We start from the raw sequence: 14,375 nt of genomic DNA on the forward strand, positions 1-14,375 counted from the left end.
GGCCCGGTTCAGCCTGCCCCTTGGTTTTGGCGTCCCGCCCAAGCGCGTTAAGCAGAACAAAACGGCCCAGCTCGCACTATCTCCGCGAAAGCAACAAGCCCGGCACGTCAAGGTCGAGGGGGACCTGGCGAAGCCCGGATAAGGGGATGTCAGATGGAGACCGCTGCTCGCTCGCGCGCCTGGCGCGCTATCGTTGTCCTGTGCGGATTGATCCTGCTCGGGTCGGCTGCCGACCTTCGTGCCGGCACATTGCTGTCGCCCGGCGCAGGCGTGCTCGTGCGCAAATCTGCCGAGCCGTTCGGCGTGTTCGCCTTCGCCATTTCCACCGGTGGCCTGCGGCAGAAATGGTTCGCGTTGAAGGAGAAGCTCGACGACGACATGGTGCAGCTCGCGCTGTGCGATGGCGACCGCGACAATTGCGCCTCGCCCGCGGCGCTGAAGCTGCTCTCCATCATCGATCAGGCCCGCACCCGCGACGGCCGCGCGTTGATCGGCGAGACCAACCGCGCCATCAACCTCGCCATCCGCTCCGAAAATGATGGTGCCGAGGACATCTGGAGCTCGCCGCTCGAGACCTTCCAGCGCGGCGCCGGCGATTGCGAGGATTACGCCATCGCCAAGCTGGCCGCGCTGCGGCTTGCCGGCGTCGCCGCGGAGGACCTCCGCCTCGTTGTGGTGCGCGACACCCGCAACGGTGAAGGCCATGCGGTTGCCTCGGCAAAGCTCGACGGCCACTGGCTGATGCTGGACAACCGCCGCATGGCGATGGTCGAGGATGACGACGCGCGCAACTACCAGCCGCTCTATGTGCTCTCCCAATCCGCCGTGCTGAAATATGCCGGCGAACCCGTGCGGGGCGAGAGTCAGCGGGTGTCGATGGTGTCGGCCGAGGCCGACGCGCGCTGATCTTGCTGTAACTCCCCGCCACAAACCCATTTCGCCGCACGATCCGAGACGCTAGCATGGACTTGGCCAGGCTGGGGGCAATTGGAATGCGGTTGATCGTGCTGAGTGTGCTTGCACGGCTGGCGTTGCCGGCAATGCTGGCATTGCCGGTCGCGCCAGGCTTTGCGCAATCCGGCCCATCCGACCGCTCCGTTGCCGACAGGCTGCCGCTGTTTGCTGGGAATAACTGCCAGCAGATCCGCGACCCCGGCAATCAATTGTTCTGCGGTGATGCCGAACTGTCTGTCGCCGCCGAGAAGCTCAACGCCGCCATCGAGGCGCGGCTCGCCCGCCTGCCCGATCGCCTGCCTGCAATCGAGGAGAATGCGATCTGGATCCGCCAGCGCAATCTCGGTTGCGGCATCGTCGGCCAGACCGCGATCCACGCCGACGATTTCGACCGGGTGAAGGCCTGCCTTCTCAAGGTGACGGAGGAACGGGCCGCGATCGTGCGAGATCCGGATTTCGACTGCCTTGCGGCCAACACCGCCGCCGGAGCGCTGATCTGCGCGGATCCATCGCTGGCGCTCACCGAGACCGAGCTCAACAGCCAGGTGCTTGGCCTGATCGGCAAGCTGGACCCGACCGCGGCGCGCTTTGCCTTCGCCGAATACGGTCGCTGGACGCGAGAGCGCGATCGCAAGTGCAATCTGGTCGGGAAGGAGAACGTGCCACCTCAGGAGCTTGGCTCCGCGGAAGATTGCCTCGCCGACCATCTGAAGCGCAGGACCGACGAGATCGCGGCCGCCAGGGGCGATCCGAAGAAGGTGTTCGGCCGGCAGGTCGCAGCCAGGGAGCCCGACACCGATGCCGTCGATTTCTGCGCCGCGCGCATCCACGCCGCCAATTCGTGCGGCAATTTCCTCCGCATCAACCGCGTCGACGCCATCGACAGCCAGGTGACCGGTCAGGAGGCGCAGGTCACGGGCGAGATCGAGATGGTCGTGCTGGCGCCGTTCACCACCTGTAGCAAGGTCGCCTCGACCTGCACCGGCACCTGCTGGGACGCCAGCACCGGCCGTCCGCAAGCAGGAGCCACCAACAAGGAGCGCTCCGCAGCAGCGTTCAATGTCACGCGCCGCCTGAGGATCCAGCGGACCTTTGCCTTCGTGAAAGCTGCCGACGGCTGGCGTTGCCGCGAGGACGAGCTGGCGCCGGTGAACTCGGGCACTGCGGGCGGGGGATCGTAGTTGCTTTCCTCTCCCTCTCCCCGCTCTTGGCGGGGAGAGGGCCGGGGTGAGGGGCTGCCTCCGCGATCACGGTGAGAGCTGGACTCGCGGAGAGAGCCCCCTCACCCGGAATTTGCTCTCGCAAATTCCGGCCTCTCCCCGCAAGCGGAGAGAGGCGAGAGATCAAAACATCAGATTGTCCTTCACCAGCACCCAGCGGCCACCCTTGACCTGCTGCACCTGGGTGATGGTGTTGGCGAGGTGGTCGGTCTTGGAGAATTTGGTCGGCGGTGAGTTGAAGATGTCGAGGAATTTGTCACCGGACTCGAGCGAGTCCAGCATCTTCTGTCCAGTCAGATCCTTGCCGGCCTTGTCGGCATAGAACGCAAACGTCATCACCGCGTTGTAGCCGATGATCGCCTGCGTGTTGGCGTCGGTGTTGAACATCTTCTTGTAGTTGATCAGCCAGTCGTGGACCTTGCCCTTGGCAGTGTCCTCATAGGGAATCTCGAAGCCCGAGGCCGCATAGAGTCCCTCGACCGCCTCCTTGCCCAGCGTCGGGACCTCCAGCACGTTGGTCGGCGTGGCGCCGAGGAAGGTGACGTCCCAGCCGAGCTTCCTGGCTTCACCCATCGCGCCGATGGTCTCGCGGATCACGGTGCCGAGCACGACGAGATCGCAGCCGTCGGACTTCATCTTGGCCACTTGCGCGCTGAAATCGGACGCGCCGCGCTTGTAGCTCGTGATCGAGGCGGGCTGCATCTTCATCGCAGCAAGCTGCTGGTTGAAGCCGTCGAGCACATTCTTTCCGTACTCGTCGTCCTGATGCATGATGCAGGGCTTCTGAAAACCTTTCCACTCCACCATGTATTTCAGCGCGGCGCGGGTGCTCTCGACGTAAGGCAGCAGGTTATTGAACTTGAGCCGCTCCTGCGGCTTGGCCGGATCGAACTTGAAGGTGAACTCGGCAGCCGTCAGCGGAAACAGCTGGGGCACGCCGGCGTCGAACAGGATGTCCTGCGCGGCGAGCACCGTCGGCGAGCCCATCGGACCGATCATCGCGAAGATCTTGTCGCGCTCGACCATTTTCTGCGAGGCGAGCACCGCCTTCTTCGGATCGTAGCCATTGTCTTCAAGGATCATCTTGATCTTGCGCCCCTGGATGCCGCCGGCCGCATTGATCTCCTCGACCGCCATCTTCATGCCGTTGGAGACCGGCACGCCCCAGACCTTGATCGGGCCCGACAAATCCTGATGAGTGCCGATGACGATCTCGCCCGCCGAGATGCCCTCATTGGTGACCTTGGTTTGCGCTAGGGACGGCTGACAGGTGAGCGCGAGCGCGCCCACAGCAAGGCCGAACGCCTTCAACGATTTCGACATTGACGTCTCCTCTCCTTGGGCCCGTATGATGCGAAGGGCGGGGCCATCATTCCTTCGCTGATTTTCTTTGCGCACTAAGCCACCGCGCGCGCGAGATACATTGCGTCGATCTCTGCGGCGTAGCGCTTGTTCACGAAATTGCGTTTCAGCTTCATGGTTGGCGTCAGCTCCTCGTCCTCCGGGGTGAGCTGGCGTTCGATCAGGTGGAATTTCTTGATGGTCTCGGCGCGCGCGACGTTCGCGTTGACGCCTTCAATCTCGTGCCAGATCAGGTTCTGGATCTCGCTGGCCCGGCACAGGCTGGCGTAATTGGTGAAAGGGATGTCGTGATCCTGGGCGAATTTCTCGACATTCTCCTGGTCGATCATCACAAGGCAGGTGAGATAGGGCCGCTTGTCGCCGATCACGACGGCGTCGGAGATGTAGGGCGAGAATTTGAGCTGGTTCTCGATCTCCGACGGCGTGATGTTCTTGCCGCCGGAGGTGATGATGATGTCCTTCATCCGGTCGGTGATGCGGACGAAGCCCTCATGGTCGATCGTGCCGACGTCGCCCGTGTGCAGCCAGCCGCGGTGGTCGATGGTCTCGGCCGTCTTCTCGGGCTGGTTCAGATAGCCCATGAACAGGAAGTCGCCTTTGATCAGGATCTCGCCGTCGGGCGACAGCGCGACCTCGCCCCAAGGCACCGCCGTGCCGACCGAGCCGAGCTTGATGCGCGACCCCGGCATCATGGTCGCAACCCCGCAATTCTCGGTCTGGCCGTAGACCTCGTGGATGTCGATGCCGAGCGCGAGATACCAGCGGATCAGATCCGGTGCGATCGGCGCCGCGCCGGTGAAGGCGATACGGCAACGGTCGAGCCCGATCATGCGGCGGATGTTGCGAAAGGCGAGCTGGTAAGCGACGAGGTTGGCGAGATGCAGCACCAGCGACGGCGCCTTGCCCTCGATCCGGCAATCGACCATGCGATAGCCGATCCCGATGGCGCGGCGATAGACCCATTGCTGGAGCGGCGTCGCGTCCTTCAGCGCGATGGTGATGACCGAATAGAATTTCTCCCAGATGCGCGGCACGGCGAGGAACACGGTCGGCTGCACCTCGCGCAGATTGTCCGGCACGGTCTCCGGACTCTCGGCAAAGTTCATCACCGAGCCGAGCGCGACCGAGATGTAATAGCCGCCGATGCGCTCGGCGACGTGGCAGAGCGGCAGGAAGATCAGCCGATCCTCGTCCTCGCGCGCCGGAATGAAGTCGTTGGCATGCCGCATCTGGTGCGTGACGCTGCGGTTGGCATGCATGGCGCCCTTGGGCGGGCCTGTCGTGCCGGACGTATAGACGAGGATGGCCAAATCGCCGGCGCTGCGGCAATTGATCATCTCCTGCCACAGCGCCTCGCGGCCGACCATGTGGTTGCGGCCGAGCGCGCGAAACTCGTCGAGCGACATCACCATGTCGTCGGAGAAGCCGCTGAGGCCCTCCATGTCGAACACGACGATCCGTTGCAGGCTGGGGCAGCGTGCGCGGCAGCCGAGGATCTTGTCGAGCTGCTCCTCGTCCTCGGCGAAGATCACCCGCGTCGCGGAATCGTTGAGGAGATATTCGACCTGGGCCGACGCGTCGGTCGGATAGATGCCGGAGGAGACACCGCCGGCGCACAGGATTCCCATGTCGGCATGGACCCATTCGGGCACGGCGTTGGCGACGATGGAGCCGACGTCGCCCGGCTTGAAGCCGATCGCATGGAGGCCGTAGGCGATCTCCTTGGAGATCTGCAGCCATTCGCGCCAGCTCGTCGGCTGCCAGATGCCGAATGTCTTCTCACGGATCGCGGGCCTGTCGCCGCGCACCTCTGCTGCGCGCAGGAAACTTCTCGCGATCGTATCAGCGACCGTCAGCACCGCCGGTCGGGCCATGCGCGTCTCCTCGGTTGTCGCCTTAACGCAAACGTTTCATCGCCAGGTATCATCGCCAGGTCTTCTTCTTTTTCCAGCGCCGCTCGCCTCGTGCGCCGGCTTCCTTGGCGCCAAGGTAGAATTCCTGGATGTCCTGGGAATGCATCAAGCGGTCGCAGCTGTCGTTCATCACGACGCGCCCGATCTCCAGCACGTAACCATAGTGCGCCGTCTCCAGCGCCACGCGCGCATTCTGCTCGACCAGCAGGATCGACATGCCCTGCTCCTCGTTGACGCGGCGGATGATGGTGAAGATCTCCCTCACCAGGATCGGCGACAGGCCGAGCGACGGCTCGTCGAGCAGCAACAGCGTCGGCCGGTTCATCAGCGCGCGGCCGATCGCGAGCATCTGCTGCTCGCCGCCCGAGAGCTGGCCGGCCGGCTGGTTGATGCGCTCCTTAAGCCGTGGGAAGTATCCGTAGACCCGCTCGAGATCCTCGGCGACGCCGTCGCTATCCCGGCGCGGATAGGCGCCCATCATCAAATTCTCGCGCACCGAGAGGAACGGGAACACCTCGCGCCCTTCCGGCACATGACTGAGGCCGAGGCGAACGATGCGATCGGCCTCCATGCGCTGGATTGGCTTGCCCATGAACTCGATCGAGCCCTTTTGCGGATCGAGAATGCCCGAGATGGTCTTCAGTACCGTGGTCTTGCCGGCACCGTTGGCGCCCAGCAGCGTGACGATGCGTCCGCGCGGCACTTCGAGCGAGATGCCGCGGATCGCCATGATCGGCCCGTAATAGCTCTCGATGTTGGAGAGCTTCAGGATGGTGTCGGGTGCCGGGGTCGCATCCATGCATCAGGCTCCCAGATACGCGGCGACGACATCGGGGTGCTGCTGAACGTCAGTGGGCGAGCCCATCGCCAGCACGCGGCCGTAGTTCAGCGCTATGACACGGTCCGAGACGCGGTTGACCAGCGACATGTCGTGCTCGACCATCAGCACGGTGACGCCGAGCTCGCTCTTCATGTCGCGGATCCAGAACGACATGTCGTCGGTCTCCTCGACGTTGAGGCCGGAGGACGGTTCGTCGAGCAGGATCAGCTTCGGCTCCGAGCAGAGCGCGCGCGCGAGCTCAATCACCTTGCGCACGCCGTAGGGCAGGCCCGAGATCAATTTGTCACGATACGGCTCGAGATCGAGGAACTCGATGACCTGCTCGACCCGGCGGCGGTGTACCTTCTCGTTGGCACGCACGCTCGGCAGGAACAGCAATTCCTGCCAGAGCTGCGTGGTCGAATGGCGGTGGCGCCCGACCAGAAGGTTGGACAGCACCGTCGCATTCTCGAACAGCTCGATGTTCTGGAAGGTGCGCGCGATGCCGAGTCTTGCGATATCGTAAGGCGGCTCTTCCGTGATGTCGTGGTCCTCGAAGAAGATGCGGCCCGAGGTCGGCCGGTAGATGCGCGAGATCAGATTGAAGATCGAGCTCTTGCCCGCACCGTTTGGTCCGATGATCGAGAGGATCTCGCCCTTCTCGACCGCGAACGAGACCGCATCGACGGCCTTGAGGCCTCCGAAATGCAGCGACAGGTTCTCGGCGCGGAAATAGCTCATCGGTTGCGCTCCGACTTCACGTAAATCTTCTGCCGCTTGAAGGTGGCGCGCTTGTAGAGCGGGAACAGCTGGAAAAAGAGCTTGATCTTGAGCCAGCGGCCGTAGATGCCGAGCGGCTCGAACAGTACGAACAGCATGATGATGATGCCGTAGATTGCGCCCTTCAGCCCGTTCAGCGAGGCAAAGGCCGCGACCTTGGACTGGACATTCGCCACGGTCGCCGTGCCCGCGCCGAACATCGCGGCGATACCGGCGATGATGCCGGGCATGTCGTCCTTGAGGTAGGTCAGGAACGGATCGAGCATAACGATGAAGATCGCGCCCAGCACGGCGCCGTGCAGGCTGAAGGTACCTCCGATCAGGATCACGATGATGAACTCGATCGAGAGCTGCAGCGTGAACATCTCCGGCGAGATGAAGGAGAGCTTGTGCGCGAACAGCACCCCGGCAAAGCCGGTAATCGCCGCCGAGATAGCAAAGGATTTGACTTTGTAGAGCGCGACGTTGACGCCCATGCTGCGCGCCGCGGTCTCTGAGTCCCGGATCGCGACGAAGGCGCGCCCCGTCGGCGAGCGCAGCAGATTGAGCGTGCCGACGATGGTCAGCACCAGCACCGCGAGGCAGAGGAAATAGAAGGTCGGACTGTCGCGCGAGACCGTCGCGCCGAGCAGCGACAGCGCCTTGACCCGCATGCCCTCATTGCCGTTGGTGACGCTCTCCCAGCGCGCCAGAATCTCCTCGACGATGAAAGCGAAGGAGATCGTGGCGATGACGAGATAGATGCCCTGCAGTCGCAGCGCCGGAAAGCCGACCAGCGCGCCGATACAGCCGGTCAGGACGCCTGCGGCGAGGAAGTAGACTGGAAACGGCACATTATATTTCTGGAGGTAAGCGGCCGTGTAGGCGCCGATCGCGAGGAACGCTGCATGCCCGAGCGAGGCCTGCCCGGTAAAGCCGGTCAGGATCATCAGCGCCACGCCGACGGTCGCATAGATGCAGACGAACACGAGCTGGCTCATCAGATAGCTGGAGAGCACGTAAGGCGCGATCAGCAGCACGGCGAGCAGGAGGCCATAGGAGACCACATAGCCGGAATGCGGGAACAGCCTGATATCGTCCTCATAGTCGGTCTTGAACAGGAAGCGCATGCGCTCAGACCTTCTTGCGGGCGTGAAGGCCGAACAGGCCTTCGGGCTTCAGCAGCAGCACGGCCAGCAGCACGATGTAGGGCGCGACGTCCTTCCAGCCTTCCGCCAGATAGAAGCCGGCCATGCTCTCGATCACGCCGATCAGCACGCCGCCGACGACGGCGCCGGGGATCGAGCCGAAGCCGCCGAGCACCGCGGCCGGAAACGCCTTCAGGCCGAGCACGAGGCCGACATTGGAGTGGATGAAGGTGATCGGCGCCAGCAGCACGCCGGCGCAGGTCGCCACCGCCGCGCTGATGGCCCAGACGATCGAGACCACGCGCTTGACCGGAATGCCCATGTAGTAAGCTGCCAGCATGTTCTCGGAGCTTGCGCGCATCGCGGTGCCGAGCGTGGTCTTGTTGAAGAACAGCCAGAGCAGCGCGCACAAGATGATCGTCGCTGCGATCACCGAGAGCTTGTCATGGGCGAGCACCAGCGAGCCGATGCGCAGTACGCCCTGGCTGAACGGCGTCTCGATCTTGAAATCGTCGGTGCCCCAGATCATCCCGGCGACCGAGCGCAGGAAGTAGCCAAGGCCGATGGTAGCCATGATGATGGAGAATTGCGGATAGCCGAGAATCGGCCGCACCACGATCCGCTCCGCCAGCATGCCGAACAGCGCCATTGCGGCCACCGCACCGGCGAAGCCGATCCAGTAGTTCAGGCCCATCATGCCGATGAAGGTGAAGGCGAAGAAGCCGCCCAGCATCATCAGATCGCCCTGGGCGAAATTGACGACCTCGGTGGCCTTGTAGACGAGCACGAACCCGAGTGCGATCAGGCCGTAGACACAGCCGAGCGCAACACCGCTGACCAGCTGCTGAACGAAATCCAGCATCGCCGCGTCCTCCCGATGCAACCAGCGGTTCTTGACGACCGCCTTGCCGCATCTTGTGTCCAGCGGCTGCGCAGTCGTTTCGCCGCGTCAGCCGCCATTTGTCCCGACGCCAATTCAGCCTGAACCGCCAAGCCCTGTCAACAAACGGTGACTTGCCTTTAGTCCAAGCCTTGGTCCAAGGCGGATGCCGGATTTTGCGGCAGCGCGATTCACCGTGCCGAAATATCTTCGGGTCATGGTCGCGACCGATGCAAAACCGGATGGTGTGGCCGTCATGAAGCCGGACAGCTCGGCACTCGAAGTCTTGGGGTTAACGAAGCGTTTTGACCGTTTGGCGGTCGATAGCCTCGATCTCACCATCCATGCCGGCGAATTCTATGCGCTGGTCGGCCCCAACGGCGCCGGCAAGACCACCACTTTGCGCATGGTTGCAGGCCTGCTGCGGCCCGATGACGGCGGCGTTTCGATCTTCGGCATCGATGCGCTTCAAAATCCCGTCGCGGCCAAGCAGGTGATGGCCTGGGTCTCCGACGAGCCCATGATCTATGACAAGCTCACCCCGCTCGAATATCTCGAATTCGTCGCCGGCCTCTGGGGCATCGCGCCGTCCGTTTCGAAACCAGTCGCCGAGGAGCTCCTGAACTCGCTCGGGCTCGAACCGCACCGGCACGAACGCTGCGAGGGATTTTCCAAGGGCATGCGCCAGAAGGTGGCGCTTGCCGGTGCGCTGGTGCACGATCCCCGCCTCATCATTCTCGACGAGCCGCTGACCGGGCTGGATGCCGTCTCCGCCCGCCATGTGAAGGGCCTGTTGAGCGAGCGCGTCCGTGCCGGCTGCACCATCATCATGACCACGCATATTCTGGAGGTCGCCGAGCGCATGGCCGACCGCATCGGCGTGATCGCGGCGGGCCGCTTGGTCGCCGAGGGCACGCTCACCGAATTGCGCCAGCAGAACGGCCATGCCGACACCAGCCTCGAAGATCTCTTCATCGCACTGGTGACGCTGCAGGAAGCCGCATGAGCTCGGCGACCGCTCTTTCGTGGTTTGCCCGTCACGAGCTTCGGCTCGCCTGGCGCGAATGGTTCGCCATGATGACGGGTGGCCGGCGCAGGCGCGCCCGTGCCGCCGTGATCGGCCTGCTGTTCTTCGCCGCACTGCTGCACGTGCCAGCCTGGGCCGTGATCGGCCGCTTCGCCAATTTGCAACTGCCGCTCGACAAATCCTCGCTGATCGTGATCTCGGCCACGATCTTTCTGGCCTGGACCTTGATGCTGTCGCAAGCGATCGAATCGGTGACGCGAGTATTTTACGCCCGCGCCGATCTTGATCTCATCATGTCCTCGCCGGCAACACTGGCCAATCTGTTCTCGGTGCGGATCGCCGCAATCGCGCTCACCGTCACCGTGATGGCGCTGTTGTTCTCGACGCCGTTCATCGACGTGCTGGTGATCGGCGGCGGGCCGCGCTGGCTCGCGGCCTTCGGCGTGGTCATCGCGATGGGTCTGTCGGCTGCGGCGGTCGCGATTGCCGTCACCATCCTGCTGTTTCGCCTGATCGGCCCGGCGCGCACGCGCTTCGTGGCCCAGATCCTGGCCGCGATCATCGGCGCCGGCTTCGTCATCGCGCTGCAGGTCGCGGCGATCATCTCCTACGGCACGCTGTCGCGCTTCACCATCCTGACGTCGGGCACGCTCGCCGCCCACGCGCCCGACATCGACAGCATCTGGTGGTGGCCGGCGCGGGCGACTATGGGCGACGGCGAGGCGCTGCTGCTGCTCCTCGCGCTTGGCCTGGTGCTGCTCGGAAGCGTGATGGCGATGTTCTCGGGCCGCTTCGCCGACACCGCGATCGACGCTGCCGCCTATGGCACATCCAGCCGCAAGCGCGCGAAGGAACGTCCGTTCCGCGGCGGATCCCGCCAGCAGGCGCTGCGACGCAAGGAGTTCGTGCTGCTCTGGCGCGATCCCTGGCTGATCTCGCAGACCCTGATGCAGCTGCTCTATCTGGTGCCGCCGGCGCTGCTGCTGTGGCGCAGCTTTGCCGACAGCTCTGCGGCGCTGACGCTGATCTCGCCCGTCATCGTGATGGCCGCGGGTCAGCTTGCCGGCGGGCTCGCCTGGCTGACGATCTCCGGCGAGGACGCGCCCGACCTGGTCGCGACCGCGCCGCTGACGCCCACAAGCGTCATCCGCGCCAAGATCGAAGTGGTGCTGATCGCGATCGCCGTCATCTTCAGCCCGCTGGTGGCGGCGCTGGTTTTCGCCTCGCCGTTCCAGGCTGCGATCACGGCCGCCACGATCATCATCAGTGCGGCCTCCGCCACCGCGATCCAGCTCTGGTTCCGTGTCCAGGCCCGGCGCAGCCAGTTCCGCCGCCGCCAGACGTCTTCGCGGCTTGCGACCTTCGCCGAAGCCTTCTCCTCGATCGGCTGGGCCGCCACCGCCGCGCTGCTGCTCACGCTGCCGACCGCCGGCATCGTCAGCGGACTGATCACCGCGGGCCTGGTGGCGATGACCTGGAGGTTCAGCCCAAGGCGGGAGTGAAGGTGCGACACTGACGCGCTGTTGATCGCAGTCCATTGGCCACACGCTGTATTGCACGCTAGACTTTCCCGAGACGTCATCGGGGACTGGGAATGTGGCAACTCATTTCGGCGGCATTTGCGCTGTTGAGCGCATGTCTCTCACCTGCCCTCGCCCAGCAGCCACCTCAACGCGGCGAGTGCCTGGCGATGGCGAATGCCGCGCCTCGCGCCATGCCGGTCGCCTTCCGGCAGGCAGCCGCCGCCGCCGAGGTCGAGATCACCTATGCCGGCCACTCCACCTATTTCATCGACACGCCGGGCGGGGTGCGCATCGCGACCGATTATAGCGGCGCCTATCAGGTCGGCCGGCTGCCCGACGTCGTCACCATGAACCGGGCCCACAGCACCCACTATTCGCTCAATCCCGACAAGCGCATTCCCCACGTGCTGCATGGCTGGGGCGAGGACGGCAAGCCCGCGGTCGTTTCGGAACGCATCGGCGATACTTTCATCCGCAATGTCACCACCGACATCCGCCGCTATTTCGGCGACGATTCCGGAACGGACATGATCCGCGACGGCAACTCGATCTTCATCTTCGAGGTCGCGGGCCTCTGCATCGGCCATCTCGGCCATTTGCACCACAAGCTCGACGACAGCCATTTCGCCCAGATCGGGCGGCTCGACATCGTGATGGTGCCGATCGACGGTACCTACACCATGTCGCTCGACGGCGTCTCGGAGATCACCAAGCGTTTGCGCGCCTCCGTGGTGCTGCCGATGCACCGCTTCGCCACCCCGCTCGACGAGTTCATGCGCCTGATCGGGCAACAGTTCGAGATCGACCGCCGCACCGAGCGTTCGTTGCGGATATCGCGGGATACGCTGCCATCGACGCCGACGGTGATCATCCTCGACGGGATCTGACGCCGCAATTTTCTCCAAGCCGGCTGTGGTGCGTTAGTGCTGATCTCCTTGCAACAGGAGATCGACATGACCGACTTTGCGAGATTTTTGCACGCGGACGGACCCAACCCCGATCACGCGGCGGCGCTTCAGCTCTATGGCCGCTTCGTCGGTGATTGGGATGCCGAGATCACCGCCCACGGCGCAGACGGAACGAAACACATCGCACCCGGCGAGATCCATTTTGGCTGGGTGCTGGAGGGCCGCGCCGTCCAGGACGTCTGGATCATTCCCCGCCCCGCGGGCGCGCCGGCCTTCCCGGTCGCCGGCAATTGGTACGGCACGACGCTGCGGGTCTACGATCCCTCCATTTCCGCTTGGCGGATTTCCTGGTTCGATCCGGGCCGGAGCGTGTTCCGCCAACAGATCGGCCGCCCGCACGGCGAGGACATTGTGCAGGAAGGCACGACCGAAGCCGGCGACCTCACGCGCTGGAGTTTTGCCGAGATCACCGTTGATTCCTTCCACTGGCTCGGTGAGGTCAAGCCTGCCACCGCTGCCGATTGGAGGCTGGTGGTCGACGTAAGGGCGACGCGGCGGAAGGACTAAGGCCGGATCGATTTTCGCATCGATGAAGCCTCGAACTCGCCGCACAGCGCCGGGTGAGCGACTATCTGGGGGACTGGCCCACTCTGGAGAGACCCTCTCCCCAACCCTCTCCCGCAAGCGGGAGAGGGAGCGCACCTCCTCCGCCGCTGCCATGGTGCTCTGAGCAACACGCGCTGCTGCGTGACGAGATCAGGTGCTAGGCTCCCGCCATAAAAAACAGAGGGAGCGAACGTCGATGGCTGCAAGCGGTCTGCCTGCCAACACCAGCGGGCTATTCGTCGAGCCGCGCGAGGACTGGCTCGCGCTATATCAGGAGGCGATCATTGATCCCTCGCGGCCGATCGTCGATCCGCATCATCATCTCTGGAATCGCGGCCATCGCTATCTGATCGAAGAGATGGCCGCCGACATCGCCTCCGGCCACAACATCATCGCCACCGTCTATGTCGACTGCCGCTCGATGTATCGCGCGCATGGGCCCGAGGCGTTTCGGCCCGTGGGCGAAGTCGAGTTCGCCAACGGCGTCGCCGCGATGAGCGCGAGCGGTGGTTACGGCAAGGCCGCGATCTGCGCCGGCATCGTCAGCCACGTGAATCTGCTGCTCGGCGATGCGGCCAAGCCCGTGCTGGAGGCGGAGATCGCCGCCGGCAATGGCCGCTTCCGCGGCATCCGGCATTCATCCGCCTGGGACGAGGACCCCGTTGTCGCCGGCATGTATGCGAACCGGCCGAAGGGACTGTTGCAGGACCCGACTTTCCGCAAGGGATTTGCCTGCCTTGCGCGCCTGAACCTCAGCTTCGATGCCTGGCTGTTTCATCCGCAGATCGGCGAGTTGACCGAGCTGGCGCGCGCCTTTCCGAACACCAAAATCGTGCTCGACCATTGCGGCGGGCCGGCCGGGGTCGGCCGCTTTGCGGGACGACGCGAGGAGGTGTTTCCGCAGTGGCGCGCCTCGATCCAGGAGATCGCGAAATGCGAGAACGTGGTGGTGAAGCTCGGCGGGCTCGCGATGTGCCTGCTCGGTTACGACTTCCATCTGCGCGCCAAACCGCCGTCATCCGAGGAACTCGCCGCGGCGTGGAAGCCTTATGTCGAAACCTGCATCGAGGCATTCGGGCCGAAGCGCGCGATGTTCGAAAGCAATTTCCCGCCGGACAAGGGCCAGTGCAGCTATCAGGTGATCTTCAACGCGTTCAAGCGCATCGCGGCACCCCTGAGCGAAGCGGAGAAGACGGCGCTGTTCTCGCAGACCGCGACCGACGTCTACCGGCTCGAACTGCCGTCATGACGCGAA

At 64.1% G+C, this 14,375-nt stretch carries 13 protein-coding genes; 7 read left to right on the top strand and 6 right to left on the bottom strand.

Annotated elements, in window-relative coordinates; genetic code table 11:
* Positions 1 to 153 precede the first annotated feature (153 nt).
* Positions 154 to 906 (top strand): transglutaminase-like cysteine peptidase, encoded by a 753-nt coding sequence (locus ABID59_RS17415; RefSeq protein ID WP_354084167.1) that lies wholly within the window; start codon positions 154 to 156, stop codon positions 904 to 906.
* An 86-nt stretch (positions 907 to 992) separates the two neighbouring features.
* Positions 993 to 2,135 carry a lysozyme inhibitor LprI family protein gene (locus ABID59_RS17420; protein ID WP_148755926.1) on the top strand — a complete coding sequence of 381 codons (1,143 nt, stop codon included), beginning with the start codon at positions 993 to 995 and terminating at the stop codon, positions 2,133 to 2,135.
* Between the two features lie 162 nt (positions 2,136 to 2,297).
* On the opposite strand, the gene ABID59_RS17425 is transcribed toward ABID59_RS17420, so the two are convergent.
* The 6 genes from ABID59_RS17425 to ABID59_RS17450 form a co-directional block, all read right to left on the bottom strand.
* Positions 2,298 to 3,497, bottom strand: coding sequence for an ABC transporter substrate-binding protein (locus ABID59_RS17425; RefSeq protein ID WP_148755911.1), 1,200 nt, complete (start codon positions 3,495 to 3,497; stop codon positions 2,298 to 2,300).
* A gap of 74 nt (positions 3,498 to 3,571) precedes the next feature.
* Positions 3,572 to 5,410 (bottom strand): AMP-dependent synthetase/ligase, encoded by a 1,839-nt coding sequence (locus ABID59_RS17430; protein ID WP_354084168.1) that lies wholly within the window; start codon positions 5,408 to 5,410, stop codon positions 3,572 to 3,574.
* Positions 5,411 to 5,459: 49 nt separating this feature from the next.
* Positions 5,460 to 6,248 (bottom strand): ABC transporter ATP-binding protein, encoded by a 789-nt coding sequence (locus ABID59_RS17435; RefSeq protein ID WP_354084169.1) that lies wholly within the window; start codon positions 6,246 to 6,248, stop codon positions 5,460 to 5,462.
* 3 nt (positions 6,249 to 6,251) lie between these two features.
* Positions 6,252 to 7,010 (bottom strand): ABC transporter ATP-binding protein, encoded by a 759-nt coding sequence (locus tag ABID59_RS17440; RefSeq protein ID WP_354084170.1) that lies wholly within the window; start codon positions 7,008 to 7,010, stop codon positions 6,252 to 6,254.
* Entirely contained in the window at positions 7,007 to 8,158 is a 1,152-nt protein-coding gene (locus tag ABID59_RS17445; protein ID WP_354084171.1) for a branched-chain amino acid ABC transporter permease, read from the bottom strand. Before ABID59_RS17445 ends, ABID59_RS17440 begins: the two co-directional genes overlap by 4 nt.
* Positions 8,159 to 8,162: 4 nt before the next feature.
* A complete protein-coding gene (locus ABID59_RS17450; protein WP_148755916.1) occupies positions 8,163 to 9,038 on the bottom strand; it encodes a branched-chain amino acid ABC transporter permease in 876 nt (291 codons plus the stop codon).
* 274 nt (positions 9,039 to 9,312) lie between these two features.
* On the opposite strand from ABID59_RS17450, the gene ABID59_RS17455 reads away from it, so the two are divergent.
* The 5 genes from ABID59_RS17455 (at position 9,313) to ABID59_RS17475 (ending at position 14,369) form a co-directional block, all read left to right on the top strand.
* Positions 9,313 to 10,062, top strand: coding sequence for an ABC transporter ATP-binding protein (locus ABID59_RS17455; RefSeq protein WP_354031678.1), 750 nt, complete (start codon positions 9,313 to 9,315; stop codon positions 10,060 to 10,062).
* The gene (locus ABID59_RS17460; RefSeq protein WP_354084172.1) at positions 10,059 to 11,585 is read left to right on the top strand and encodes a permease; all 1,527 of its coding nucleotides are present in this window, start codon (positions 10,059 to 10,061) and stop codon (positions 11,583 to 11,585) included. The genes ABID59_RS17455 and ABID59_RS17460 overlap by 4 nt, the downstream gene beginning before the upstream one ends.
* 92 nt (positions 11,586 to 11,677) lie before the next feature.
* A complete protein-coding gene (locus tag ABID59_RS17465) occupies positions 11,678 to 12,493 on the top strand; it encodes an MBL fold metallo-hydrolase (RefSeq protein ID WP_354084173.1) in 816 nt (271 codons plus the stop codon).
* A 66-nt stretch (positions 12,494 to 12,559) separates the two neighbouring features.
* Complete coding sequence (locus ABID59_RS17470) at positions 12,560 to 13,081, top strand: hypothetical protein (RefSeq protein ID WP_354084174.1); 522 nt, start codon at positions 12,560 to 12,562, stop codon at positions 13,079 to 13,081.
* Positions 13,082 to 13,316: 235 nt separating this feature from the next.
* Complete coding sequence (locus ABID59_RS17475) at positions 13,317 to 14,369, top strand: amidohydrolase family protein (protein ID WP_354084175.1); 1,053 nt, start codon at positions 13,317 to 13,319, stop codon at positions 14,367 to 14,369.
* The last annotated feature ends 6 nt before the right edge of the window (positions 14,370 to 14,375 follow it).

It is taken from the genome of Bradyrhizobium sp. S3.3.6, assembly GCF_040546905.1.
Classification (GTDB): Bacteria; Pseudomonadota; Alphaproteobacteria; order Rhizobiales; family Xanthobacteraceae; genus Bradyrhizobium; species Bradyrhizobium cytisi.